Annotated in this window: 25 protein-coding genes and 1 pseudogene; 17 read left to right on the forward strand and 9 right to left on the reverse strand. The window is 66.6% G+C overall.

All coding sequences use genetic code 11. The features are described 5' to 3' along the window. The first annotated feature begins 3 nt into the window (after positions 1–3). From WMC41_RS21305 to deoA, 5 genes are read left to right on the forward strand one after another with little or no spacing between them, the layout of a single operon-like run. Entirely contained in the window at positions 4–975 is a 972-nt protein-coding gene (locus WMC41_RS21305; protein ID WP_432346233.1) for an ABC transporter permease, read from the forward strand. Positions 976–977: 2 nt separating this feature from the next. Then, entirely contained in the window at positions 978–1,370 is a 393-nt protein-coding gene (locus tag WMC41_RS21310; protein WP_432346235.1) for a cytidine deaminase, read from the forward strand. Then, the gene (locus WMC41_RS21315; RefSeq protein ID WP_432346237.1) at positions 1,367–2,179 is read left to right on the forward strand and encodes a purine-nucleoside phosphorylase; all 813 of its coding nucleotides are present in this window, start codon (positions 1,367–1,369) and stop codon (positions 2,177–2,179) included. The genes WMC41_RS21310 and WMC41_RS21315 overlap by 4 nt, the downstream gene beginning before the upstream one ends. Beyond that, on the forward strand, positions 2,172–2,945 hold the full coding sequence (gene deoC / locus WMC41_RS21320) for a deoxyribose-phosphate aldolase (RefSeq protein ID WP_432346239.1): 774 nt from the start codon (positions 2,172–2,174) through the stop codon (positions 2,943–2,945). Before WMC41_RS21315 ends, deoC begins: the two co-directional genes overlap by 8 nt. Before the next feature lies 1 nt (position 2,946). Then, the gene (gene deoA, locus WMC41_RS21325; RefSeq protein WP_432346241.1) at positions 2,947–4,260 is read left to right on the forward strand and encodes a thymidine phosphorylase; all 1,314 of its coding nucleotides are present in this window, start codon (positions 2,947–2,949) and stop codon (positions 4,258–4,260) included. On the opposite strand, the gene WMC41_RS21330 is transcribed toward deoA, so the two are convergent. From WMC41_RS21330 to WMC41_RS21360, 7 genes are all read right to left on the reverse strand, one after another. Continuing rightward, the gene (locus WMC41_RS21330) at positions 4,250–4,786 is read right to left on the reverse strand and encodes a TIGR02281 family clan AA aspartic protease (protein WP_432346243.1); all 537 of its coding nucleotides are present in this window, start codon (positions 4,784–4,786) and stop codon (positions 4,250–4,252) included. The genes deoA and WMC41_RS21330 overlap by 11 nt on opposite strands. A gap of 262 nt (positions 4,787–5,048) precedes the next feature. Beyond that, positions 5,049–5,678 (reverse strand): uracil phosphoribosyltransferase, encoded by a 630-nt coding sequence (gene upp / locus WMC41_RS21335; protein ID WP_064332141.1) that lies wholly within the window; start codon positions 5,676–5,678, stop codon positions 5,049–5,051. 105 nt (positions 5,679–5,783) lie between these two features. Then, positions 5,784–6,740: an adenosine deaminase gene (locus WMC41_RS21340; RefSeq protein ID WP_432348392.1), complete on the reverse strand. Its 957-nt coding sequence runs from the start codon at positions 6,738–6,740 to the stop codon at positions 5,784–5,786. Between the two features lie 8 nt (positions 6,741–6,748). Beyond that, entirely contained in the window at positions 6,749–7,978 is a 1,230-nt protein-coding gene (locus WMC41_RS21345; protein ID WP_432346245.1) for a phosphopentomutase, read from the reverse strand. Between the two features lie 98 nt (positions 7,979–8,076). After that, entirely contained in the window at positions 8,077–8,688 is a 612-nt protein-coding gene (locus WMC41_RS21350) for a TadE/TadG family type IV pilus assembly protein (protein ID WP_288078718.1), read from the reverse strand. Next, positions 8,688–9,293: a TadE/TadG family type IV pilus assembly protein gene (locus tag WMC41_RS21355; protein ID WP_432346248.1), complete on the reverse strand. Its 606-nt coding sequence runs from the start codon at positions 9,291–9,293 to the stop codon at positions 8,688–8,690. Before WMC41_RS21355 ends, WMC41_RS21350 begins: the two co-directional genes overlap by 1 nt. Before the next feature lie 124 nt (positions 9,294–9,417). Then, on the reverse strand, positions 9,418–9,786 hold the full coding sequence (locus WMC41_RS21360; RefSeq protein ID WP_317633324.1) for a pilus assembly protein N-terminal domain-containing protein: 369 nt from the start codon (positions 9,784–9,786) through the stop codon (positions 9,418–9,420). A 366-nt stretch (positions 9,787–10,152) separates the two neighbouring features. On the opposite strand from WMC41_RS21360, the gene WMC41_RS21365 reads away from it, so the two are divergent. The 9 genes and pseudogenes from WMC41_RS21365 (at position 10,153) to WMC41_RS21405 (ending at position 19,103) form a co-directional block, all read left to right on the forward strand. Continuing rightward, the gene (locus WMC41_RS21365) at positions 10,153–10,332 is read left to right on the forward strand and encodes a Flp family type IVb pilin (protein WP_244770379.1); all 180 of its coding nucleotides are present in this window, start codon (positions 10,153–10,155) and stop codon (positions 10,330–10,332) included. 117 nt (positions 10,333–10,449) lie between these two features. Continuing rightward, positions 10,450–10,953 (forward strand): A24 family peptidase, encoded by a 504-nt coding sequence (locus WMC41_RS21370; protein WP_244770378.1) that lies wholly within the window; start codon positions 10,450–10,452, stop codon positions 10,951–10,953. 191 nt (positions 10,954–11,144) lie between these two features. Next, positions 11,145–11,950: pseudogene (gene cpaB / locus WMC41_RS21375) on the forward strand (Flp pilus assembly protein CpaB). A gap of 13 nt (positions 11,951–11,963) precedes the next feature. After that, positions 11,964–13,511: a type II and III secretion system protein family protein gene (locus WMC41_RS21380; RefSeq protein ID WP_432346250.1), complete on the forward strand. Its 1,548-nt coding sequence runs from the start codon at positions 11,964–11,966 to the stop codon at positions 13,509–13,511. Positions 13,512–13,570: 59 nt separating this feature from the next. Beyond that, positions 13,571–14,239, forward strand: a complete 669-nt coding sequence (locus WMC41_RS21385) for a CpaD family pilus assembly protein (RefSeq protein ID WP_272807250.1) — start codon at positions 13,571–13,573, stop codon at positions 14,237–14,239. A gap of 62 nt (positions 14,240–14,301) precedes the next feature. Then, positions 14,302–15,585: an AAA family ATPase gene (locus WMC41_RS21390; protein WP_244770374.1), complete on the forward strand. Its 1,284-nt coding sequence runs from the start codon at positions 14,302–14,304 to the stop codon at positions 15,583–15,585. 36 nt (positions 15,586–15,621) lie between these two features. Next, complete coding sequence (locus WMC41_RS21395) at positions 15,622–17,088, forward strand: CpaF family protein (RefSeq protein ID WP_432346253.1); 1,467 nt, start codon at positions 15,622–15,624, stop codon at positions 17,086–17,088. A 9-nt stretch (positions 17,089–17,097) separates the two neighbouring features. Further along, positions 17,098–18,108 (forward strand): type II secretion system F family protein, encoded by a 1,011-nt coding sequence (locus tag WMC41_RS21400; RefSeq protein ID WP_432346255.1) that lies wholly within the window; start codon positions 17,098–17,100, stop codon positions 18,106–18,108. Positions 18,109–18,119: 11 nt separating this feature from the next. Beyond that, positions 18,120–19,103, forward strand: coding sequence for a type II secretion system F family protein (locus WMC41_RS21405; RefSeq protein ID WP_244770371.1), 984 nt, complete (start codon positions 18,120–18,122; stop codon positions 19,101–19,103). Positions 19,104–19,237: 134 nt separating this feature from the next. On the opposite strand, the gene WMC41_RS21410 is transcribed toward WMC41_RS21405, so the two are convergent. Continuing rightward, complete coding sequence (locus WMC41_RS21410) at positions 19,238–19,975, reverse strand: tetratricopeptide repeat protein (protein WP_432348394.1); 738 nt, start codon at positions 19,973–19,975, stop codon at positions 19,238–19,240. 213 nt (positions 19,976–20,188) lie between these two features. Between WMC41_RS21410 and WMC41_RS21415 the strand changes: the two genes are divergently transcribed. From WMC41_RS21415 to WMC41_RS21425, 3 genes are all read left to right on the forward strand, one after another. Further along, positions 20,189–21,580: a leucyl aminopeptidase family protein gene (locus WMC41_RS21415; RefSeq protein ID WP_432346257.1), complete on the forward strand. Its 1,392-nt coding sequence runs from the start codon at positions 20,189–20,191 to the stop codon at positions 21,578–21,580. Positions 21,581–21,648: 68 nt separating this feature from the next. Then, positions 21,649–21,999, forward strand: a complete 351-nt coding sequence (locus tag WMC41_RS21420; protein WP_244770368.1) for a MarR family transcriptional regulator — start codon at positions 21,649–21,651, stop codon at positions 21,997–21,999. A gap of 36 nt (positions 22,000–22,035) precedes the next feature. Next, the gene (locus WMC41_RS21425) at positions 22,036–22,902 is read left to right on the forward strand and encodes an NlpC/P60 family protein (protein ID WP_432346260.1); all 867 of its coding nucleotides are present in this window, start codon (positions 22,036–22,038) and stop codon (positions 22,900–22,902) included. A 37-nt stretch (positions 22,903–22,939) separates the two neighbouring features. Here the strand turns inward: WMC41_RS21425 and WMC41_RS21430 are convergent, their stop codons facing one another. Then, complete coding sequence (locus WMC41_RS21430; RefSeq protein WP_432346262.1) at positions 22,940–23,899, reverse strand: 2-hydroxyacid dehydrogenase; 960 nt, start codon at positions 23,897–23,899, stop codon at positions 22,940–22,942. Positions 23,900–23,949: the final 50 nt, after the last annotated feature.

A 23,949-nucleotide genomic window follows, 5' to 3' on the forward strand; every position in this document is an offset into this window, starting at 1 on the left:
CCCATGGATTTCTTTCAGGTCTTCATCGAGTTGGCCCAGTCGACCGTCCGCCTCTCGACGCCGCTGATCCTTGCCGCGCTTGCCGGCCTCTTCACCGAACGGGCCGGCGTCTTCGACATCGGCCTCGAGGGCAAGATGCTGGGCGCGGCCTTCGCGGCCGGCTGCGTCGCCTATATCAGCCAATCCGTGATGATGGGGCTTTTCGCCGCCGTGCTCGTCTCGGTGCTGCTCTCGCTGGTGCACGGCTATGCCTCGATCACCCAGCGCGGCAGCCAGATCGTCTCGGGCGTCGCCATCAACTTCGTCGTCGCCGGTTCCACGGTCATCCTCGGCGAGGCCTGGTTCCGCCAGGGCGGGCGCACGCCGGCGCTGACGGAGGACGGCCGCTTCGGGCGGATCACGCTGCCGTTTGCCGATACCGTGCGCGAGGTGCCGATCCTCGGCCCGCTCTATTCGGGCCTGCTGTCCGGCCATTCGCCGCTGACCTATCTCGCCTTCCTGATGGTGCCGGCGAGCTGGTGGATCCTCTACCGCACGCGCTTCGGCCTTCGCCTTCGCGCCGTCGGCGAGAATCCGGGCGCGGTCGATACGGCCGGCATCTCGGTGATCTGGCTGCGCTACCGCGCCGTCATCTGCTGCGGCATCCTGTGCGGCATTGCCGGCGCCTACCTTTCGCTTGCCGCCAATGCCGGCTTCACCAAGGGCATGACGGCGGGCAAGGGCTATATCGCGCTCGCGGCCCTCATCTTCGCCAAGTGGCGACCGAAGAACATCCTCTTCGCCTGCCTGCTCTTCGGCTTCCTCGATGCCTTCGCCATCCGCTACCAGGGCTACGCCTTCCCGCTGATCGGCAGGGTACCGGTACAGTTCATGCAGGCGCTGCCCTATATCCTGACGGTGATCCTGCTTGCAGGCTTCATCGGCAAGGCCATTCCGCCGAAGGCCGGCGGCGTGCCCTACGTCAAGGAGCGCTGAAAATGTCCCACGACCTCTTCGAGGCGGCGCGCGCCGCGATGGCCTTCGCGCATGCGCCCTATTCGAAATTCCCCGTCGGCGCGGCGATCCGCGCCGAGGATGGCAAGATCTATGCCGGCGCCAATATCGAGAACCTGTCCTTCCCGCAGGGCTGGTGCGCCGAGCCGACCGCCATCAGCCACATGATCATGGCCGGCAACAAAAAAATCGTCGAAATGGCCGTCATCGCCGAGAAGCTGCCGCTCTGCCCGCCCTGCGGCGGCTGCCGGCAGAAGATCGCGGAATTCGCCACCGCCAGGACGCCGATCTACCTGTGCGACGAGGCCGGGGTGAAGAAGACCATGACCATGGAAGAATTGCTGCCGCACGGCTTTGCGACGGATGTGATCGGATGAGCGCGGAAACGACAGAACTCCTTCGCGCCCGCCTCGGCGGCGTCCTGCCGCGCTACGGCATCGTGCTCGGCTCCGGCCTCGGTTCGCTTGTCGAGGCCGTCGAGAACCCGCTGTGCATACCCTATTCGGACCTGCCGAGCTTTCCCGTCGGTTCCGTCTCGGGACACGCCGGCGAAATGGTCATCGGCACGCTCGGCGCGGTGCCGGTCATCATGCTGTCCGGCCGCGTGCACTATTACGAGCGCGGCGATGCCAATGCCATGCGTCCGCCCATCGAGGTGCTGAAGGGGCTCGGCGTCACGTCGCTCATCCTCACCAATTCGGCGGGATCGCTGCGCGAGGACATGCCGCCCGGCTCGGTCATGCGCATTTCCGACCACATCAATTTTTCGGGCGCCAATCCGCTGATCGGCATCGACAGCGATGACCGCTTCGTCGGCATGACCAATGCCTATGACGCGGACCTTGCCGCCCGCATGGACAGGGCGGCCGGGAAACTGGACATCCCGCTGTCGTCGGGCGTCTATATGTGGTTCTCGGGACCGAACTTCGAAACGCCGGCGGAGATCCGCATGGCGCGCGTCCTCGGTGCCGATGCCGTCGGCATGTCGACCGTGCCGGAAGTGCTGATCGCCCGCCATCTCGGCCTGAAGGTCGCCGCCGCCTCGGTCATCACCAATTTCGGTGCGGGCATGACGGGCGGCGAACTCAGCCATCACGAAACCAAGGACATGGCCCCGATCGGCGGGAAGCGGCTCGCCGCGATCCTTGCCGAAATGATCGCGGGCGGAGACGAAGACCATGCATGAGGACAGCATCAAGGCCACCGCGCTGAAGGCGCTCTCGCTGCTCGACCTGACGGACCTCACCGACACTTGCGATGCCGCCGCCATCGACACGCTCTGCGCCCAGGCGCAGACACGTTTCGGAAACACGGCCGCCATCTGCATCTGGCCGCGCTTCGTGGCGCAGGCGCGGGGCATCCTCGGCGCGGGCCACGCGGTGAAGATCGCGACCGTCGTCAACTTCCCCTCCGGCGACCTTGCGGTCGGGGACGTGCTGGCGGAGACGCAGCAGGCGATCGCCGATGGCGCTGACGAGATCGACCTCGTCATCCCCTACCGCGCCTTCCTCGCCGGCAACGCGGCGGCGGTGAGCGGGATGGTGGCGTCGGTCAAGGCCGCCTGCACGCCGCCGGTGCGTCTCAAGACCATCCTGGAAACCGGCGAGATCAAGGATGCGGCGCTTATCCGCAAGGCGTCGGACCTCGCCATTGCCGCCGGCAGCGACTTCATCAAGACCTCGACCGGAAAAGTGTCCGTCAATGCGACCCTGCCGGCCGCCGAGATCATGCTGACGGCGATCAGGGACAGCGGCAAGCCGGTCGGCTTCAAGCCGGCCGGCGGCGTGCGCACGGTCGCCGATGCCGGCGAATACCTCGCGCTCGCCGCCTCGATCCTCGGCGAAGGCTGGGCGACGCCGCAAACCTTCCGCTTCGGCGCCTCCGGCCTTCTCGGCGACATCCTCTCCGTGCTCGGCGGCCAGTCCGCGCCGCCGCCGCCCGCGAGCTACTAGCATGCTCCCGCAGGAGACGATCCGCCGCAAGCGGAACGGCGAGCCCCTCACCGCCGGGGAGATCGCCCGCTTCGTCGCCGGCCTCACGGATGGCAGCGTCTCGGAAGGGCAGGTGGCGGCCTTCGCCATGGCGGTCTGGTTCAACGGCATGGCGCGCGAGGAGACCGTTGCGCTGACGCTCGCCATGCGCGATTCGGGCGATGTGCTCGACTGGTCGGATATCGACCGGCCGATCGCCGACAAGCACTCGACCGGCGGGGTGGGCGACAATGTCTCCCTCATGCTGGCGCCGATCGCGGCGGCCTGCGGGCTTGCCGTGCCGATGATCTCCGGCCGCGGCCTCGGCCATACCGGCGGCACGCTCGACAAGCTGGAATCGATCCCCGGCTACACGATCATGCCCTCCGCCGAGCGCTTCCGCCGCACGGTCCGGGAGGTCGGCTGCGCCATCATCGGCCAGACGGCGGACCTCGCGCCGGCCGACAAGCGCCTCTATGCCATCCGCGACGTCACGGCGACGGTCGATTCGGTGCCGCTGATCACCGCCTCCATCCTCTCCAAGAAGCTTGCCGCCGGCCTCCGGTCGCTGGTGCTCGACGTGAAGGTCGGCAACGGCGCCTTCATGGCGGAGACGGGCGAGGCGGAGACGCTGGCCCGCTCGCTGGTCGCGGTCGCGAACGGGGCCGGGGTCACGACCGCCGCCCTCATCACCGACATGAACCAGCCGCTCGCGGATGCCGCCGGCAATGCCGTCGAGATCGCCAACTGCATCGCCTTCCTGAAGGGCGGGAAGGCCGGGACGCGCCTGGAGCGCATCGTGCTCGCCTTCGCGGCGGAAATGCTCGTGCTCTCAGGGCTGGAGCGGGATATCGCCGCCGCCGAAGGCCGGGCCGCCACGGCCCTTGCCAGCGGCGCGGCGGCCGAGACGTTCGGGCGCATGGTGCAGGCGCTCGGCGGCCCGGCCGACCTCATGGAGCGGCCGGAGGCCTATCTTGCGCCCGCCCCTGTCATCCGGCCGGTCATCGCGCCGCATTCCGGCTATCTTGCCGCCTGCGACACGCGTGGGCTTGGCCTTGCCGTCATCGAACTCGGCGGCGGGCGCAGCCGCCCGGACGACGGGATCGACCATCGCGTCGGTTTCGACCGGCTGCTGCCGCTCGGCACGACGGTGGAGAAGGGCGACGAGATCGGCCGCGTGCATGCGGCGGATGCGGAGAGCGCGGCGCATGGCGCGGCGCGGCTTGCCGGGCTCTACCGGATCGCGCCGGAGGCCCCCGTGCCCTCGCCGGACATCCTGACGCGCATCAGCGGGTGAGGTGCAGCTTGCCGCCCTCCACGCGGTAGGACGACAGCCCCTTCAGGAAGCTCATGCCGATCAGCGTGCCCGACAGCGCCTTGTCGTCGAGCACCATGGCGCCGACATTCTCCATGCGCACCGGGCCGATCTCGACGCGGTCGAGGCGGATATAGGCGGCGCGCGCCTTGCCGTTCGCCGTATCGACGGCATAGCGGAAATCGAGGTCCGTCCTGGCGATGCCGAGGCGCTGCGCCGTCGAGATGTTGATGGCGACCATGCTGGCGCCGGTATCGACCAGGCCCTCCTCCTTGCGGCCGTTGATGGCGAAGAGGCCGGTGAAATGACCGCTCGGATCGGCGCTGATGACGGCGCTGCGGCTGCCGGTATAGCGTGCCGCGGCCTTGCCTGTCTCCACGGCCGCCTTCTCCACTTTCGTCTCGGGCGCCTTGGCGGTCGCGTCGAGATAGCGGGTCGCAACGCCGGGCACGAAGGCCGCGGCCGCGACGAGGGAACCGACGAGAAAGACAAGGCTGCGAACGAACATGGGACAGTCTCCGGGAGGATCTGTCCCGAAATAGCACGCATCCGGCTAACGGATGGCAAAAGGGGCGCTCGACGGCGCCCCTCTCCACGATCTTCGATCGGTTTGGTAAATGGCGCGTTAAATGCTTTTGCAGCACCCAGGCCCCCCCCTCAAGTCATCCTCGGGCTTGACCCGAGGATCCATGCGGCGGGTGTGGCGTGGATGGTCGGGTCAAGCCCGACCATGACGGAGGAGAGGGCAGAGGCCCTGTCCGGTCAGCCGCTCACTTCGTGCCGTACATGCGGTCGCCGGCATCGCCGAGGCCGGGCACGATATAGCCCTTCTCGTTGAGCTGGCGGTCGATGGAGGCAGTATAGACCGGCACGTCCGGGTGGTGCGCGCGGAAACTCCTGATGCCTTCCGGCGCGGCGAGCAGGCAGAGGAAGCGGATGTTCGTCGCCCCGCGGCTCTTCAGCGTGTCGATGGCGGCGATGGCGGAGTTGCCCGTCGCGAGCATCGGATCGACGACGATGACGAGGCGCTCGTCGATGCTGTCGGGCGCCTTGAAGAAATATTCGACCGCCTCCAGCGTCTCGTGGTCGCGATAGACGCCGATATGGGAGACGCGGGCGGACGGCACCAGTTCCAGCATGCCTTCGAGCAGGCCGTTGCCAGCGCGCAGGATCGAGGCGAAGACCAGCTTCTTGCCTTCGAGGACGGGCGCGTCGATCTCCTCCAGCGGCGTCTCGATGCGCGCGGTGGTCAGCTCCAGGTCGCGCGTGACCTCGTAGCAGAGCAGGGTGGAGATCTCGCGCAGGAGCCGGCGGAAACTTCCCGTTGAGGTCTCCTTCTTGCGCATGATGGTCAGCTTGTGCTGCACGAGCGGGTGATCGATGACTGTGACGCCGTCCATGGCCAACCTTCCGAAAACGAGTAAACGCCTCTTTTTCCACGGAACGGCGCAAGGCCGCAAGAGTGGAGCGCGCCCGGCCGGCAACATCCCCAGCCGGCTTGCCCGTCAAAGCCGCGAAAGCAGCCTCTGGCGCGTCGGTTCGTCGACGAAGGCGGCCTCGATCGCGGTCCGCGTCATGCCGAGCAGCGCCTCGTCGCTGAAGCCCATGACGGAGGAGGCGACCTCGTATTCCCGGGCGAGCGAGGTGTGGAAGAACGGCGGGTCGTCGGAATTGAGCGTGACGCGCACGCCCGCGTCGTGAAGGGCGCGCAACGGGTGATGCTCGAAGTCCGGGAAGACCTTCAGCGCGATATTCGAGCCTGGGCAGACTTCCAGCACCACGCCCTCGTCGGCCAGCCGCCTTACAAGGTCGCCGTCCTCGATGGCGCGCACGCCGTGGCTGATGCGCGTGGGGCGGACATGGTCGAGCGCATCGCGCACGCTGAAGGCGCCCGAAAGCTCGCCCGCATGGATGGTGATGCCGAGGCCGGCATCGCGGGCGATGTCGAAGGCGCGCGCGAAATCGGCGACGCGGTGCATGCGCTCCTCGCCGGCAAGGTTGAAGCCCGAAATCAGCGGATGCGGCCGGCGGGCGGCATATTCCGCCGCCTTCATCACCCGTTCCGGGCCGAAATGGCGGATGCCGACGATGAGAAGGCGCGTCTCGATGCCGGTTCTCGCCCGGGCCCGCTCGGCGCCCTCGGCAAGGCCGCTTATATAGGCATCGGCGCCGATGCCGACGGCGTCCCCCTGGTCGGGCGAGACGATCAGCTCGCTATAGACGGCGCCGGCTTCGGCGATCCCGGTGAGGTAGGTCTCGGCGAGCAGGGCATAGTCCTCCTCCGTGCGGAAGAGGTTTGCCGTTGCGTCATAGCTTGCGACGAAGCTGGTGAAATCCTGCCAGGCATATTCGCCGTCGCGGATGAAGGCGGAGGTGTCGATACCGTAGCGCTGCGCCTGGGAAAGGGCGAGGGCCGGCGGGGCCGCGCCTTCGATATGGCAGTGCAGCTCCGCCTTGGGCATGGGTTTCGTCACAGAAAGCTCCTTCCATGCGGGCCCGGCGCAATGCCGAGATGGCGTGCGACGCTTTCGCCGATGTCGGCGAAGGTGGTGCGGGTTTCGAGCAGGCGCGAGCGCAGGCCCGGGCCGAAGCTCATGATCGGCACGCGCTCGCGCGTGTGGTCCGTGCCGCGCCAGGTCGGGTCGCAGCCGTGGTCGGCGGTGAGGATGACGATATCGCCGGGTTTCAGCTTGCGGTCCACCTCCGGCAGGCGCCGGTCGAAGGCCTCGAGCGCGGCGGCGTAGCCCGCGACATCGCGGCGGTGGCCGTAGAGCATGTCGAAATCGACGAAGTTGGTGAAGACGAGATCGCCGTCCGTCGCCTCGTCCATGATGCGGAGCGTTGCGTCGAACAGCGCCATGTTGCCGTTCGCCTTGGTGAGGCGGCCGATGCCCTGGTGGGCGAAGATGTCGCCGATCTTGCCGACGGCATGTACGGTGCGCCCGGCCTCCGTCAGCCGGTCGAGCAGGGTCGGTTCGGGCGGCAGCACGGAATAGTCGCGGCGGTTGCCGGTGCGCTCGAAGGTCTCCGGCGTCTCGCCGACGAAGGGCCGCGCGATGACCCGGCCGATGCGCCCGCCCGGCCGCTCGTCGAGGATCTTTCGCACCGTTTCGCAGAAGGCGAGCAGCCGGTCGAGGCCGAAGGCGTGCTCGTGCGCGGCGACCTGGAAGACGGAATCGGAGGAGGTGTAGCAGATCGGCTTGCCGCTGCGCATATGGTCGAGGCCGTGGCGGGCGATGATGTCGGTGCCGGAGGCATGGCAATTGCCGAGGATGCCCGGCACCTTGCCGGCCGCCGTTATGGCTTCCACCAGATCCGGCTCGAAGGCGTCGCCTTCCGCCGGAAAGTAGCCCCAGTCGAAGCTGACGGGCGTGCCGGCGATCTCCCAGTGGCCGGAGGGCGTGTCCTTGCCGTTGGAGACCTCGCTGGCGGCGCCGTGATAGCCGAAGACGCGCTGCGGCACGTCCATGCCCTGCGGAAAACGGCCCGTGGCGGCGCGGGCGGCGTGCAGCAGGCCGAGCGCCGACATGTTGGGGAGCTTCAGGGGCCCCTGGCGCAGACCCGGCCGGTCGGCAACGCCCGCCGCGCAGAACTCGGCGATGTGGCCGAGCGTGTCGGCGCCGAGATCGCCGAAGGCGGCCGCATCCGGACCGCCGCCGATGCCGAAGGAATCAAGAACGAAGAGAAAGGCTCGCGCCATGGATCACCTGCCGTCTGTCCGCGTCCGGATGAACTGCGAGACATGACACGGGCCTTGCAACGGGTTCAAGCGAAATCGCGAGGCGAACGGGATCGGGATCAGCAGTCGGAGCAGTCGATCGTCTTGCCGACGCGCTGGCGGAAATAGCTCGTGCGGGAAAGGTTGATCTTGTTGAGCCGCGAATCGAGGTTCGGCGCCAGAAGCAGGATGGAATAGGGCACCGACAGTTCCGTGCGCACGATGAACGTGTCCTTGGCTTCCATGTGGCTCGGCAGCGTCACCGCGCTTCCCTTGGCATAGGGCGTGCTCGCCGCCTGGTCGCGCGACCAGGCGACCTTTGCCTTGCCGTCGGCCGCAACGGCGATGCCGGTGATCTTCAGCGTATAGGCGCTTTTGGTGGGGAAAGGCGCCACGACCTTGGCGACGACGTCCTTCATCGTGTCGAGTGTCGCCTTGTTGGTCGAACTGCTCTGCGTCAGGAGGTCGGAAACGGTCGCGGAGGCCCTGCTGACCTTGCGCAGGGAGGTGATGGCGACGGTGATCTCGAAGGCACCCACATAGGCCATCATCAGCAGCGGGGCGACGATGGCGAATTCGATGGCGCCGATGCCGCGGCGATCCTCGACGAAGCGGCGCAGCCGCAGCAGCACGCCGCGCCCGGCACCCTGCCAGCCCTTGACGACATCCGGTGGGGAAAGGACCTTGCGCATCACGGATAGTCCTCGTTCTGGACGACGGCCGTCGCGATCATCAGGTAGTTCTGCCGGGAGCCGTCGGCCGCGCGGATGTTGGAGACATAGGGACGGATGAGGTCCGTCACGATGTCCCAGCGATAGTAGGCACGCACGATGTTGATGGTCCGCTTGCCGCCGGGGGCGATCTTGAAGGACGACGTGTCGAGGTCCGCGCCGACGAGCGGTGTGGTCTTCGGGATGTCCGAGAACTTCGCGAAGCTCCTGACGTCGAGAAACAGCTTGTCCGCCGTTTTTATCTCCTGGGGCGAGCAGGGCATCAGGATGGCGATCTCGTCGCAGAAGGCCTTGCGGAACGTCTCCGTGTCCACGGTGGCGTTGCCCGAGGAGCGGATTTCGCCCGTCCTGATCTTGCGCGCCATGGTTTCGGTGGCGTTGGCGAGAAGCTGTTCGGCGGAAAAGGCGACGAAGGTCTCGAGCGAGGCGAAGACGATCATGAAGAAGGGCAGGCTGAGAAGCGCGATCTCGATGGACGTCGCGCCGTCACGCCGGGCAAGGAAGCGGCCGAACAGGCCCTTCTTCGGCCTTCGGCGGACAGGTGCATCATCATGATCGAGCGACATCGCGATCCGTTCCCAAATGCTGGACACGGGCGAGGATAGGCCGCAGACCGTTTATATTTCGTATGCGGAAAGGGGAAGAATTGAACGGTTTCCCGCATTCGGACGCCCGAAGCGGGACGGGGCGTCAGCCACCGCTCCTGTTCCGGGCGACGTGCTCTTCGCAATTGGGCGTGCAGGAGAGCACCGACCGGTCCGTCTGCCGGAAAACGCGCACCGTGTTGCCCTCGTCGATCGAGACGAGGATGCGTTCGTCGATGATGGCGTTGCCGTCCGCATCGAGCAGGACCAGGTTGGTGGTTCCGAAATTGCGGCCGGTCAGGACGATCGTCTGGGAATCGGCCACGGTCGCATCGGCGACCTCCGCATTGCCGATGATCACCTTGCTGACGGGGCGGTCGAGCTTGAGCACGCGGGCGTGGTCCATGTAGACGCGCATCAGCGGTTCGTCGGCAAGGGCGGAAGCGGCTGTCGCCACAACGACGAAGCCCGCCATCACCAGCTTTGCGGTACCCGTAGCGAAGATCAAGTCGCGTCCCATAAACAGTCATCCCGGCGATAAAACACCAACAGCATCGCTGCGAATGGTGAACGAAGACTTAAGCCACTCGCTAACCTTGTAGATTTATCTGCCGCCCGTTTGACCCGCCTATCCCGTCGAGCGGCGCCAAACAAAGGGAAATACGCGCGCGTAAGGGGATTAACCGAATGCTCACCATAAATCCGGCCACCGCGTGGCAAGGCTTTGTTAACCGGTTTCCTTAAGTCGATGGAAATGGCTTGCCTGTAGGTTGCAACCATCCGAACAACGGAAACAGTTGGCGGACGTGCTGAACCAACATCGTGGAGTTAGGAGAATACCATGACCAAGATTTTCGCTCGCCTTATGAAAGACGAATCGGGCGCCACCGCCATCGAATACGGCCTGATCGCCGCACTAGTTTCCGTTGCCCTGATCGCCGGTGCCGGCGCGCTCGGCGACTCGCTGAACAACACGTTCAGCACGCTCGGCTCGAAGATGGAAGCCGAAGTGCCGAAGTAATCGGCGACCGGAGGCGTAGCCCCTATATCGGAAAGCCGCCCCGCAAAGGCGGCTTTTTGCTTTCAGTTATCCTTTCCGAAACGGACGAGGCGCATCATGCGCCGAAAGGAGAGCATCATGGCCCAGGCAATCATCTTCGTGGTATTCCCGCTTTGCCTTGCGGTCGCGGCCTGCTCCGATTTCCTGACGATGCTCATCCCCAACCGGGTCTCGGCGATCCTCCTTGTCGCCTTCGTCGTCGTGGCGCCGCTGGCGGGCCTCGGCCTGACGGAGATCGCCATGCATCTTGCGGCCGGCCTTCTCGTCTTCTCCGTCTGTTTCGCGCTCTTCGCCCTCAATGTCATGGGCGGCGGCGATGCCAAGCTCCTGACGGCCAGTGCCGTCTGGTTCGGCATGAGCCTCTCCCTCGTCGAATACCTGGTCTATGTTTCCGTCTTCGGCGGATTGCTCACCATTGCAATCCTCTCCCTGCGCGCCAAGACGAACCTGATCCTCGCATCGGGCCTGCCGGTTCCCGATCACCTGCTCAAGGCCAAGAAGGTGCCCTATGGCATCGCGATCGGGATCGGCGCCTTCCTCGCCTACCCGTCCTCGCCGCTGATGGTCGCGGCGCTCGGCTGAGGCGACCGGCCGCCATTTCATCACGATGCCTGCCTTGCCAGCCCCGGTTGAAGCGCCGGGGCCGACGCATGTCCCGCGCCTGGTTTCGTTAGTCTTGCGTTAACCATGCGCGTAAGGCGGTTATTAACCATAATTACACCATTGCCGGTTAGCGTGGGTGGATAGAAAAGTCCGCAGCCCAGGGAAACCACATGAGACCGGCGCGAATCATCATTCTGGCAGTGGCCGTCGTTTCGGCGGGCGTCGCGGGCCTTCTGGCCCTGCGGTCGCCGGCGGGGGCGCGCCCGTGCAGACCGAAGCCGTCGTCGAGCGCGAGGCGACCGTCAACGTGCTGGTCGCTAAGGAAAGCCTGCCGGTCGGCGCGCGGCTCAATCCGGAAACGATCGCCTGGACGGCCTGGCCGGAAGGCTCGATCGTCGAGGGCTTCATCACCGACAAGAACCGGCCGGATGCGATGGAGAGCCTCAACGGCGCCATCGCCCGCATGCCGATCTTCAATGGCGAACCGATCCGCCAGGAGAAGATCGCCGATTCGAGCAACCGCATCATGTCGTCGCTGCTGCCCTCCGGCAAACGGGCGGTCGCGACGGAGATCTCGGTCGCCACCGGCGCCGGCGGCTTCATCCTGCCGAACGACCGCGTCGACGTCATCATGGTGCGCAAGAGCCCGGAAGGCTCCTACATCACCGAGACCGTGCTGTCGAACGTGCGCGTGCTCGCCATCGACCAGCAGATCCAGGAAAACGAGGACGGCTCGAAATCCGCCATCGGCACCACCGCGACGCTGGAGCTCACGCCCGACCAGACCAAGGTGATCGCCGTCGCCCAGCAGATGGCCGAACGCCTGTCGCTGGCGCTGCGCAGCATCGCGGATGCACAGGAGGCCGATACCGGCGCGGCCGACTACCTGCTCAGTGGCGGCGACGGCATGCCGATCATCCAGGTGATCAAGACCGGCGAAATCGTAAACGGCGGCGAGCCCGCGGCCCAGAAGTGATCAGGAGCTGACCGTGTTTGGAACCACAAGGACATTTCGGGCTTCTGTCGCCGGCGGGCTGAGCTTCTGCCTCGCCCTTTCCGGCCTGGCGGAGACCGTGTTCAGCGGCACGCCGGCGCTCACCGCCGAAGCGGCGACCGCTTCCGTCATCCGCATCAACGACAGCGGCCCCGGTGCCCGCAAGGCGGTGAAGCTCGGCCTCAACAAGGCGATCGTTGTGGATCTGCCGACCGACGCGCACGACATCCTCGTCGCCGATCCGGGCAAGGCGGACGCGGTCACCCGCACCTCGCGTCGTATCTACCTGTTCGGCAAGGAAGTCGGCCAGACCAACATCTTCATCTTCGGGCCGGGCGGCGAGGAGATCGTCAGCATCGACCTCACCGTCGAGCGCGACATCGACGGCCTGCAGGCGAACCTGCGCCGCTTCATTCCCGACTCCGACATCCAGGTCGAGATCATTTCGGACAACATCGTGCTGAACGGCACCGTGCGCACCCCGCAGGATGCCGCCCAGGCGACGCGACTTGCCGAAATCTTCCTGAGAGGCGGCGAGGCGACGACCCGCAACATCACGGCCCAGGGCAACAATGGCGATGCGGCGATCTTCGGCGAAGTGCGCCAGCGCTCCCAGGTCGTCAACATGCTCAAGATCGACGGCGAGGACCAGGTGACGCTGAAGATCACCGTGGCGGAGGTCAGCCGCCAGGTGCTCAAGCAGCTCGGCTTCAACGGCTCCGCCCAGGGATCGAGTGGCGGCATCTCTTTCCGCAACCCGACCAATCTCGGCGGCGCGGCCGACTGGGTCTCCAATGGCGCCCTCTCCGGCACGGTCGGGGGCCTTGCCCTTTCCAGCAGCATGAGCGCCATGGAGCAGGCCGGCGTGATGCGGACCCTTGCCGAACCGAGCCTGACGGCGATTTCCGGCGAGGAGGCCCGCTTCTATGTCGGCGGCGATTTCCGCCTCCCGAGCGAGCAGACGATCGAAAGCGGCGAGGCCGGCAAGTCCCCGACCATCACCCGCACGATCACCGAGGTCGAATACGGCATCCGGCTGAATTTCCGCCCGGTCGTGCTGTCGCCCGGCCGCATCAGCCTGCGTGTCGAGACGGAGGTCTCCGAACCGACTTTCGAAGGGTCGGCGACCTATGGCGGCACCCAGGCCATTCCCGGAATGACGGTGCTCGGCATCCGGCGCCGCGAGGCCACGACGAGCGTCGAGCTGCCGTCGGGCGGCTCGATCGTCATCGCCGGCCTCGTCAAGGACGATATCCGCCAAGCCGTCTCCGGCCTGCCGGGCCTTTCGAAGATCCCGATCTTCGGCACGCTGTTCCGCTCCAAGGACTTCGTACGCAACGAGACGGAAATGGTCATCATCGCCACGCCCTATCTCGTGCGGCCCGTCGCGCGCACCGCGCTCCAGCGTCCGGACGACAATTTCAACGCGACCAACGATGCGGCGAGCTTCTTCCTCGGCAAGGTGAACAAGATCTACGGCCGCAAGGAAGACGCCATGCCGGCGGGCAACTACCACGGCTCCATCGGTTTCATCTACAAGTGACGGGACGGGACATGCGCGACACGACCAGCAAGACTTGGCTCCCCGCAAGGAACCGCACCATGCACAGGCCCCTGCCGATGCGCGCCGCGCTCGCGGCGACCCTCATCCTGTCCGCCACGCTGCTCGCCGCTTGCGGCGCGCGGCCGGACCGGTCCACGACGGCCTCGATCCCGGACGACTACCGTACGCGCCACCCGATCGTGCTGTCCGAAACCGCGCAGACGATGGACATTCCGATCGCCATCGGCGACCGGGCGCTGACGGCGGCCATGCGCGACAACATCCGCGGCTTTGCCGCCGACCACGCCGCGAAATCGCGCAGCGCCGTGCAGATCATGCTGCCGCGCAGCTCGGCCAATGCCGCGACGGCCAACCATCTGCGCAAGGACATCCGCACGACGCTGACGGCGGCGGGCATCAAGCGCGACCAGCTGATCGAGACGAGCTACGATGCCAGCGGCTACGGCGCCAATGCGCCGATCCGGCTTGCCTTCTTCGCCATCACCGCCCAGGCGGGACCCTGCGGCGAATGGCCGGAAGATCTCGTCGTCAACACGATGGAAAACAAGAACTACCAGAATTTCGGCTGCGCATCGCAGGCGAACCTTGCCGCCCAGATCGCAAATCCGATGGATCTCGTGCAGCCGCGCGGCATGACCCCGATCGATGCTGAGCAGCGCAATGTGGTGATTCAGGACTACCGCGAGTTTGGCCAGCCGCCGCTGTAATCGCCGGCTAGGGCCAGGCACATATCCATCCGGTCCGCCGGACACCAGGAACGGGCATGACGATGAGCACAGTAGATTACACCATCGAGCGCGCGGGCGCAGCTGAGGCGGAAGAGGCGGTCCGGTCCGCCGAACTGGAGGGCGTGCGTCCGCTGCCGCGCATCTCGGTCCACGCCTTCTGCGAAAGCGAGGCCATGCTGCGCACCATGGAGCGCTGCGGCCAGGACCGCCGCATGGCCAAGGTGAGCCTCCGTGTCTCCAGCGCCAGCATCGCGGCGGCGGCCAACATGTTCGCCTCGGCCCCGACGCCGAACCTTTTGATCCTGGAGACCTCGACGGAACCGCGCGGCATCATGGACGAGCTCGCCCCGCTCGCCGAGGTCTGCGATCCGAGCACCAAGGTCATCATCGTCGGCAGCTACAACGACATCCCGCTCTACCGCGACCTCCTCCGCAACGGCATCTCCGAATACATGGTCGGCCCCGTCGGCATGGCCGACATCCTCAACGCCATGTCGACGATCTTCGTCGATCCCGATGCCGAGCCGCTCGGCCGCACCATCGCCTTCATCGGCGCCAAGGGCGGGGTGGGGTCCTCGACGATCGCGCACAATTGCGCCTTCGACATTTCGAGCCTCTTCCAGACGGAGGTGATCCTCGCCGACCTCGACCTGCCCTATGGCACGGCCAATATCGACTTCGACCAGGATCCGCCGCAGGGCATTTCCGAGGCGATCTACGCGCCGGACCGGCTGGACGAGGTGTTTCTCGATCGCCTGCTGACGAAGTGCTCGGAGCGCCTGTCGCTGCTCGCGGCCCCTTCCATGCTCGACCGCGCCTACGATCTCGAGCGCGGCTCCTTCCAGCCGATCGTCGAGGTGCTGCAGCGCAGCGCGCCGGTGACCGTGCTCGACGTGCCGCATGCCTGGTCGGAGTGGACGCGCACGCTGCTGTCGGAGGTCGACGAGCTGGTCATCACCGCGGTGCCGGACCTTGCGAACCTGCGCAACACGAAGAACATGCTCGATGCCTTGAAGAAGCTTCGTCCGAACGACAAGCCGCCGCACCTGATCCTCAACCAGGTCGGCCTGCCGAAACGGCCGGAGATCGCGGCGGACGACTTCTGCGAACCGCTCGGCATCCAGCCGATCGCGGTCATTCCCTTCGACGCGCAGCTCTTCGGCACCGCCGCCAACAGCGGCCGCATGATCGCCGAGATGGATCGAAAGTCGCCGACGGCGGAAACCTTCTCGCAGATCGCCCATCTCGTGACGGGGCGCGCGACGATCAAGAAACCCAGGAAGACCGGCCTCGGCAATCTGCTCGGCCTCATCGGCAAGAAATAGGCCCGACGGGCGGCGCAACAGACTGGATGAAGTGGCATGTTCGGCAAACGCGGCAATGAAGGTTTCGGCAAGAGCGGTTCGGCGGGCCAGGCGGTCCAGGCCACGCCGGCTTCCGTCACGACCGTGACGGCGGAGCGCCCGGTCGTGGCCGCGCCGCCGCAGCCCGTCTTCGAGCCGGCCCCCGCTCCGGCACCGGCCGCGGCCGCCCGCCGCCGTGCGCCGCGCACGGAAGACTATTACGACACGAAGAGCCAGGTCTTCTCCGCGCTCATCGACACGATCGACCTGTCGCAGCTCGCCAAGCTCGATACCGAGAGCGCGCGCGAGGAAATCCGCGACATCGTCAACGACATCATCACGATCAAGAATTTCGCGATGTCGATCTCCGAGCAGGAGGAGCTGCTCGACGACATCTGCAACGACGTGCTCGGCTACGGCCCGCTGGAGCCGCTGCTGGCGCGCGACGACATCGCCGACATCATGGTGAACGGCGCGGGCAAGACCTATATCGAAGTGGCCGGCAAGGTGCAGGAATCGGAGATCCGCTTCCGCGACAATGCCCAGCTCCTGTCGATCTGCCAGCGCATCGTCAGCCAGGTCGGCCGCCGCGTCGACGAATCGAGCCCGATCTGCGATGCGCGCCTGCCCGACGGCTCGCGCGTCAACGTCATCGCCCCGCCGCTCGCCATCGACGGCACGGCGCTCACCATCCGCAAGTTCAAGAAGGACAAGCTGACGCTCGACCAGCTGGTCAAGTTCGGCTCGATCACGCCGGAAGGCGCGACGCTGCTTCAGATCATCGGCCGGGTGCGCTGCAACCTCGTCATCTCCGGCGGCACCGGCTCGGGCAAGACGACGCTGCTCAACTGCCTGACGAACTATATCGACCGTGACGAGCGCGTCATCACCTGCGAGGACTCGGCCGAACTCCAGCTCCAGCAGCCCCATGTGGTGCGCCTCGAAACCCGCCCGCCGAACATCGAGGGCGAGGGCGAGATCACCATGCGCGACCTCATCAAGAACTGCCTGCGCATGCGGCCCGAGCGCATCATCGTCGGCGAAGTGCGCGGCCCGGAGGTGTTCGACCTCCTCCAGGCGATGAACACCGGCCATGACGGCTCGATGGGCACGATCCACGCCAACACGCCGCGCGAATGCCTGTCGCGCATGGAATCGATGATCGCCATGGGCGGTTATACCCTGCCGGCCAAGACGGTGCGCGAGATCATCTCCGGCTCCATCGACATCATCATCCAGGCCTCGCGCCTGCGCGACGGGTCGCGCCGCATCACCCACATCACCGAGGTGGTCGGCATGGAAGGCGACGTCATCGTCACGCAGGACCTGATGCGCTTCGACATCCAGGGTGAGGACGCCAACGGGCGCCTCATCGGCAAGCACACGGGCACCGGCATCGGCAAGCCGCATTTCTGGGAGCGCGCCCGCTACTTCAACGAGGACAAGCGCCTGGCGGCAACGCTCGACGCGATGGAAAAGCCGTAAGGGGCCGGGATGTTCGGACTGGATATCACCATCGTCGCGATCTTCGCCCTGGCGGCCCTTTCGACCGCGGGCCTTGCCTATGGCCTGCTCTTCTCGCGCATCGAGGCGGCGAAGAAGACGGAAAGCCGCATGCGCCGCGTCCAGGCCGCCGAAACCGACCAGGGCAAGGCCAAGGCCGCGCGCGACCGCATGCAGGAATTGTCCAAGCGGCGCAAGTCGGTGCAGGATTCGCTGAAGGACCTTGAAAAGAAGCAGCAGGAACAGACCAAGCGCGCCGCCACCACCCTGAAGGCGAAGCTGGTCCAGGCCGGGTTCTCGATCAGCATCCCGCAGTTCTACCTTCTCAGCGCCGCCGCCGGCATCTTCGTCTTCCTTCTGGCCCTGCTTGCCGGCTCGGGCCTGCTCGTCAGCCTCGGCGCGGCCTTCATCGCCGGTGCCGGCCTGCCGCGCTGGGTCGTCGGCTACCTCGTCAAGCGACGGATGAACAAGTTCCTCGAGGAGTTCCCCAACTCGCTCGACGTGATGACGCGCTCGATCAAGTCCGGCCTGCCGCTGACCGACGCGCTGCGCCTGATCGCCGCCGAAGGCCAGGAACCGGTGCGCACCGAGTTCCGCCGGCTCGTCGAGGCGCAGCAGGTCGGCCTCAGCGTTCCGGAAGCCTGCGCGCGCATGTTCACCAACATCCCGCTGCAGGAAGTCAACTTCTTCTCCATCGTCATCGCGATCCAGAGCCAGGCCGGCGGCAACCTGTCCGAGGCGCTTGGCAACCTCTCCCGCGTCCTGCGCGAGCGGCGCAAGATGAAGGCCAAGGTGAGCGCGCTCTCGATGGAGGCGAAGGCCTCGGCCGCCATCATCGGCGCCCTGCCGTTCATCGTCGCCTTCCTCGTCTACCTGACCTCGCCCGACTATATCGTGATCCTGTTCCAGGATCCGCGCGGCCATCTCATCCTCGGCATCTCCGCCGTCTGGATGTCCATCGGCATCCTGGTGATGCGCAACATGATCAACTTCGACATCTGAGGGGCAGGGGCATGTCGGGACTCGTTACCACCCTTACCGATCCGGCCGTGCTGCTGCCGGCCTTCGTGATGATCGCGGTGCTCGCGACCTTCTACACGCTCGCCGCTCCCTATCTCGACCGCGGCGATCTCGACAAGCGCATGAAGTCCGTGGCGCTGGAGCGCGAGCAGATGCGCGCGCGCGAACGCGCCCGCATGAACGCCGAAGCCTCCCAGAGCAAGGCGTCGCTGCGTGCCCAGCACAACACCTCCGTGCGCCAGGTCGTCGAGCGGCTGAACCTGCGCGAGGCGCTGGTCGACGCCCATACGATGAACCGGCTGCGCCAGGCCGGCTACCGCTCTCAGAACGCGCTCAACATCTTCCTCTTCGCGCGCTTCGTGCTGCCCTTCGTCTTCGCCGCCATCGGCGCCTTCTACATCTTCTTCCTCGGCTATCTCGGCGACAAGCCGCTGGCGATGCGCATCCTGGCGACGGTCGTCATCGCCTATATCGGCTTCTACGCGCCGAACCTCTACATCTCCAACCGGGTGTCGAAGCGCCAGCTTTCGATCAAGCGCGCCTGGCCTGATGCGCTCGACCTGATGCTGATCTGCGTCGAGTCCGGCATTTCCATCGAGGTCGCCTTCAAGCGCGTGGCCGGCGAGATCGCCATGGCCTCGCCGGAGCTGGCAGAGGAGCTGGTGCTGACCACCGCGGAACTCTCCTTCCTCCAGGAGCGCCGCGCGGCCTACGAGAACCTCGGCACGCGCGTCGGCCTCGATACGGTGAAAGCCGTGACGCAGGCCCTCATCCAGGCGGAGCGCTACGGCACGCCGCTCGCCCAGGCGCTGCGCGTTCTCGCCCAGGAATGCCGCGACCAGCGCATGAACGAGGCGGAGAAGAAGGCCGCCGCCCTGCCGCCGAAGCTGACCGTGCCGATGATCCTGTTCTTCCTGCCGGTGCTTGTCGCCGTGATCCTCGGCCCCGCCGGCATCCAGGTCTCCGACCGCTTCTAAAAGAGGCTGCGGGCCGATCAAAAAAGCGCCCCGGTCGAGATATCGGCCGGGGCGAGGTCGTGCTTGGGAGCGAGTTACGAGCAGTTCCAGCAGAACTGTAAGGCGGTTTTACGTCCGCGCATCGGAGAAACGGATCAGTTGGTGTTGCCGCTGTCGTCGGCCGCGAGCTTCTTCCAGGCGTTCTGCTGGGTCATCATCGAGCGCAGATAGGTGACGTTCGCCTCGGCCTGCTCGGAGGTCAGTTCGCGGCGGGCGATGGTCTCCGCCTCCTGGAAACGGCCCTGGAGGCCGACGGCGAGCGCGAGGTTCTGGCGCACGCCGCTGTCGGCGCCGGGCTGGGAGGCGGCGGAGCGCAGATAGGTCTCGGCCGTCTTCAGGTCCCTCGCCAGGAGATAGGACATGCCGAGATTGGAGAGCACCGACGGCTCGTTCGGATTGATGTCGAGCGCCTCGCGATAGCGCGCGCGGGCTTCACCAGCGCGGCCGAGCTGGTCGAGGATCGCGCCTTCGGCCGATTTCAGCCGCCAGTCCGGCCGGTCCGGCGTCTGCGCGCGCAGGATCGTGTTCAGCGCCTGCTCGAGCTGGCCGGCGGCGGCCTGCGCCTTGCCATAGGCCGCCAGCACCTCGCGGTCGCTCGGATTGTTGATGGCGACCTGCTGCATGACGGCGAGCGCCTGGTCGTTGCGCCCGTTCATGCGCAGCACATTGGCATAGTTCATGCCGACGGTGCGGTCCTTGGGGTTCTTCGCATAGGCCCGGCCGATCGTATCGGCGGCGCCCCGCAGTTCCGTCGCATTCATCTCGGACACCGGCTTCGACATTTTCGGAATGGAGCCGGTCGTGATGTTGCTCTTGCCCGCGCAGCCCGCCATTGCCACCGCGATGGCAAGACATGCTGCGCCTCTCAAAAATCCAGCGCGAAGTGACGTACGCGTGACGGAAGCGGCCATGATCTGTCCCCGAAGCGATTCCCGCATGTCGCGGCGGTCAAGGAATCACGCCGCAATCTCCACTCCAGCAATAATCTGTTAACCCTAACAGAGTGTTAATCGCCTGATTCTCAAGCCCTGCCCAAAGGTTCCGCCATGGCCCCCTTCCAGTTCATCGACCGGCCCTCTCCCTTCAACACGAAGAACGGCAGGACGCTGCCGATCTTCGCGATCACGCCGGCCCATATCGAGACCGGCACGATCGACCCGATCGCGCTCGACTGGGCAAGGAAGGCCGGCTTCAAGGCGGAATCCGGGGCGCTGCTGATGGTGCCGACGGCGGACGGCCATCTCGGCGGCGCGCTCTTCGGCCTCGGCAAGAACCCGTCCGACGCGCCGTTCCTGACGGGCAGGCTCGCCCGCGCGCTGCCGGCCGGCGACTGGCATATCGAGACCGCGCCGCTGACGGCCAACCGCCTCGCGCTCGGCTACGGCCTCGGCAGCTACCGCTTCGAGCGCTACAAGGCCTCCGCCGCCGAAGCCCCGACCCTGCTCATCCCCAGCGATGCGGACGCCACCGACATCAAGCGCCAGATCGCCGGCGTCTTCCTTGCCCGTGACCTCATCAACACGCCGACCAACGACATGGGCCCGGACGCGCTGGAGGACGCTTTTCGCGCGCTCGGCGAACATTACAAGGCGAAGGTCTCCGTCATCATGGGCGATGATCTCCTCAAGGAGAATTTCCCGCTCATCCACACGGTCGGCCGCGCCGCCGCGCAGGCGCCGCGCCTGCTCGAACTCACCTGGGGCAAGAAGGGCCACAAGCGCGTGACGCTCGTCGGCAAGGGCGTCTGCTTCGATACCGGCGGCCTCGACATCAAGCCGGCCTCCTCCATGCTCCTGATGAAGAAGGACATGGGCGGGGCGGCCAATGTCATGGGCCTCGCGCTGATGATCATGGATGCCAAGCTGAAGGTGGACCTGCGCGTGCTCCTGCCGGTGGTGGAGAACGCGATCTCCGCCAACGCCTTCCGCCCCGGCGACATCTACAGGAGCCGCAAGGGCCTCACCGTGCAGATCGACAACACCGATGCCGAGGGTCGCCTGATCCTTGCCGATGCGCTCGCCTATGCGGACGAGGCGGAGGCCGACCTCGTCATCGACATGGCGACGCTGACGGGCGCCGCGCGCGTCGCGCTCGGCCCCGACCTGCCGCCCTTCTTCACCGACGACGAGGACCTTGCCCACGACCTCACCGAGGCGAGCCTGACGGTCGACGACCCAATGTGGCGCATGCCGCTTCACATGGGCTACGACAAGGACGTCTCCGCCCGCATCGCCGACCTCACCAACGCGCCCGCGGGCGGCATGGCGGGCTCGATCACCGCGGCGCTGTTCCTCAAGCGCTTCGTTACCCGCAACAAGTGCTGGGCGCATTTCGATATCTACGGCTGGGCGCAGGCCGAGCGGCCGCATTCGCCCGTCGGCGGCGAGGCGCAGGCCATTCGCGCACTCTACCATCACCTGCGCAAGGCGACGGCCTGAGGCGGCGGCTTTTCTTCCGGTAAACGATACGGTATCGTAACGAAAATGCCGTCCTGCCCGGAGACGCCGTGCCGCTAGATCTGACCCCATCGCAGGCGCTCGGCCTCTGGCACGCGGTGACGCTCCAGCAGGTCCATGAGGATGGACGCGACCTGACCTTGCGCCAGATGGCGATCCTGCTGGAGATCTATCTGGTGCCCCCGCCGCACACGGTGCGGGGGCTGGCGGCGAAGCTGGGCGTGACCAAGCCGGTGATCACCCGCGCGCTCGACACGATGGGCGAGCAGGGCCTCGTCACCCGCATGCGCGACGACCGCGATCGCCGCAACGTCATCATCAAGCGCACCGTGGACGGCGCGCTCTATCTCGAACGCCTCGGCGATCTCATCATCGCCCGGGGCCGCGCGCAAAACCCCTGAAACGGCCCGTTGAAACGGCCCCGTGAGATCAGATCCATGAACGCCCTTCCAGACCGCCGCCTCAACGCCTTCCGACCGGACCTTGCCGAGGAGGCCCTGCGCGGCACCGTCGCGGCCGCGCACTATGTCACGGGCACGCCGGCCGTCGTGGCGCAGCCCGTCGCCGCGCTGCGCCCCCGGCCGGATGCCGCCGCCGGCATCGATACCGAGCTCCTGTTCGGCGAAGGCGTGCGCGTGCTCGATCGGGCGGAGGGCTGGGCCTGGGTGAAATCCGATTTCGACGGCTATGTCGGCTACCTGCCGGAGGCGGCGCTCGATGCGGACGGCCCTGCGGCGACCCCTGCAGCGACCCATGTCGTCGTCGTGCCGCGCACCTTCGCCTATTCCGGCCCGGACCTGCGCACGCCCGCCGCCTTCGCCCTGTCGATCGGTAGCCGGGTAACGGTTGCCGGTGAGAGCGAGACGCGCGGCACCCGCTACCTGACGCTCGCCGGCGGCCAGTCGGTCGTTGCCGGTCACTGCCTTGCGATCGGGGAGAGGGCAGGGAACGACTATGTCGCCATCGCCGCCCGGTTCCTGGAGACGCCCTATCTGTGGGGCGGCCGCTCGGGCTTCGGCCTCGACTGCTCGGCCCTGGTGCAGCTTTCGATGATGATGACGGGCCGCACCGCGCCGCGCGACAGCGACATGCAGGCCGCCGGCCTCGGCACGCCGATCGAGCGCGGCGCGCTTCGCCGCGGCGACCTCGTCTTCTGGAAGGGCCATGTGGCGATCATGGAAGACGAGGCGACCATCATCCACGCCAACGGCCATACGATGAGCGTGGCGCGCGAGGGGCTGGATGCGGCCATCGAGCGCATCGGCTGGCTCTACGCGCAGCCGACCGGCTATCGCCGGCCCTGACACGCGCCGGGCTGCGCCGGCCGGCGCAAGCGGGGTCTCAATATCCTGCGCTGCGGTCGACCAGATGCTCCAGCGGCCTGCCGCTTTCGAGCCGTTCGATCTGCGCCGCGACGTGGCGGAAAAGCGCGGCGACATCCGATGCCGCCGAGGCATGCGGCGTCATGAACACCTTGTCCATCGACCAGAACGGGCTTTCGAGCGGTAGCGGCTCCTGCTCGAAGACGTCGAGCGAGGCGCCGTGCAGCGTGCCGTCGTTGAGGGAGGCGACGATATCGGCCTCCACCTGGCTGCCGCCGCGGCCGGCATTGATGAAGACCGGCGCGCCGAACGGGCCCTTGCGGCTGAGGCGGGTGAAGAGGCCGGTATTGTAGATGCCCTTCGTCTCCGGCGTCAGCGGCAGGAGGCCGACGAGGATGTCGGTCCTGCCGAGGAAGGCGTCGAGGCCGGCCTCGTCGAAGGTCTCGAAGCCCTCCACCTTGCGGCCGCTCTTCGACCAGCCGATGACGTCGAAGCCGAGCGTCTTCAGCTTCCTGGCCGAATCCTGGCCGAGCACGCCGAAACCCATGATGCCGACGGTCAGGTCCCTCGCTTCGGGCTGGGCGAGCTCGCGCCAGACGCGCGCTGCCCGCTGCGCCTCGTAGGCCTGGTGCTGGCGCAGGTGCAGCAGGCATTGCATCACCACCCATTCGCTCATGCGCGTCGTCAGCGTCTCGTCGACGAAGCGCACGAGCGGCACGTCGGGCAGGCCCGGCAGCGTCAGCACATGGTCGACGCCCGCGCCGCCGGAAAACACCACCTTCAGGTCCTTCGCCCGTGAGAAGAGATCGGCGCCCGGCTTCCAGACCACGGCATAGTCGATGCCCGAGAGGTCGCGGTTGCGGTTTGCCGGATGCGAGAGGTTGATCACCTCGCGGTCCGCAAAGGCGCCCTTCAGCGCGGCGGCGACCTGCTCCTGGTCGAATTTCAGATCGATGATGACAGGGCTTTTCGTCTGCATGCTGGTTCCTGATGAAGCATTTCAGCCGAAGCGAAATCGCTTCGGCGTCG

Origin of the sequence: Shinella yambaruensis, from assembly GCF_050859155.1 — a bacterium.
Taxonomy (GTDB): Bacteria; Pseudomonadota; Alphaproteobacteria; order Rhizobiales; family Rhizobiaceae; genus Shinella; species Shinella yambaruensis.

Bases quoted from the DNA above. Each gene is read 5' to 3' on its own strand.
- WMC41_RS21305 (WP_432346233.1), top strand. From the start codon at position 4: ATGGATTTCTTTCAGGTCTTCATCGAGTTGGCCCAGTCGACCGTCCGC.
- WMC41_RS21310 (WP_432346235.1), top strand. From the start codon at position 978: ATGTCCCACGACCTCTTCGAGGCGGCGCGCGCCGCGATGGCCTTCGCG.
- WMC41_RS21315 (WP_432346237.1), top strand. From the start codon at position 1,367: ATGAGCGCGGAAACGACAGAACTCCTTCGCGCCCGCCTCGGCGGCGTC.
- deoC (WP_432346239.1), top strand. From the start codon at position 2,172: ATGCATGAGGACAGCATCAAGGCCACCGCGCTGAAGGCGCTCTCGCTG.
- deoA (WP_432346241.1), top strand. From the start codon at position 2,947: ATGCTCCCGCAGGAGACGATCCGCCGCAAGCGGAACGGCGAGCCCCTC.
- WMC41_RS21330 (WP_432346243.1), bottom strand. From the start codon at position 4,786: ATGTTCGTTCGCAGCCTTGTCTTTCTCGTCGGTTCCCTCGTCGCGGCC.
- upp (WP_064332141.1), bottom strand. From the start codon at position 5,678: ATGGACGGCGTCACAGTCATCGATCACCCGCTCGTGCAGCACAAGCTG.
- WMC41_RS21340 (WP_432348392.1), bottom strand. From the start codon at position 6,740: ATGCCCAAGGCGGAGCTGCACTGCCATATCGAAGGCGCGGCCCCGCCG.
- WMC41_RS21345 (WP_432346245.1), bottom strand. From the start codon at position 7,978: ATGGCGCGAGCCTTTCTCTTCGTTCTTGATTCCTTCGGCATCGGCGGC.
- WMC41_RS21350 (WP_288078718.1), bottom strand. From the start codon at position 8,688: ATGCGCAAGGTCCTTTCCCCACCGGATGTCGTCAAGGGCTGGCAGGGT.
- WMC41_RS21355 (WP_432346248.1), bottom strand. From the start codon at position 9,293: ATGTCGCTCGATCATGATGATGCACCTGTCCGCCGAAGGCCGAAGAAG.
- WMC41_RS21360 (WP_317633324.1), bottom strand. From the start codon at position 9,786: ATGGCGGGCTTCGTCGTTGTGGCGACAGCCGCTTCCGCCCTTGCCGAC.
- WMC41_RS21365 (WP_244770379.1), top strand. From the start codon at position 10,153: ATGACCAAGATTTTCGCTCGCCTTATGAAAGACGAATCGGGCGCCACC.
- WMC41_RS21370 (WP_244770378.1), top strand. From the start codon at position 10,450: ATGGCCCAGGCAATCATCTTCGTGGTATTCCCGCTTTGCCTTGCGGTC.
- WMC41_RS21385 (WP_272807250.1), top strand. From the start codon at position 13,571: ATGCACAGGCCCCTGCCGATGCGCGCCGCGCTCGCGGCGACCCTCATC.
- WMC41_RS21390 (WP_244770374.1), top strand. From the start codon at position 14,302: ATGAGCACAGTAGATTACACCATCGAGCGCGCGGGCGCAGCTGAGGCG.
- WMC41_RS21395 (WP_432346253.1), top strand. From the start codon at position 15,622: ATGTTCGGCAAACGCGGCAATGAAGGTTTCGGCAAGAGCGGTTCGGCG.
- WMC41_RS21400 (WP_432346255.1), top strand. From the start codon at position 17,098: ATGTTCGGACTGGATATCACCATCGTCGCGATCTTCGCCCTGGCGGCC.
- WMC41_RS21405 (WP_244770371.1), top strand. From the start codon at position 18,120: ATGTCGGGACTCGTTACCACCCTTACCGATCCGGCCGTGCTGCTGCCG.
- WMC41_RS21410 (WP_432348394.1), bottom strand. From the start codon at position 19,975: ATGGCGGGCTGCGCGGGCAAGAGCAACATCACGACCGGCTCCATTCCG.
- WMC41_RS21415 (WP_432346257.1), top strand. From the start codon at position 20,189: ATGGCCCCCTTCCAGTTCATCGACCGGCCCTCTCCCTTCAACACGAAG.
- WMC41_RS21425 (WP_432346260.1), top strand. From the start codon at position 22,036: ATGAACGCCCTTCCAGACCGCCGCCTCAACGCCTTCCGACCGGACCTT.
- WMC41_RS21430 (WP_432346262.1), bottom strand. From the start codon at position 23,899: ATGCAGACGAAAAGCCCTGTCATCATCGATCTGAAATTCGACCAGGAG.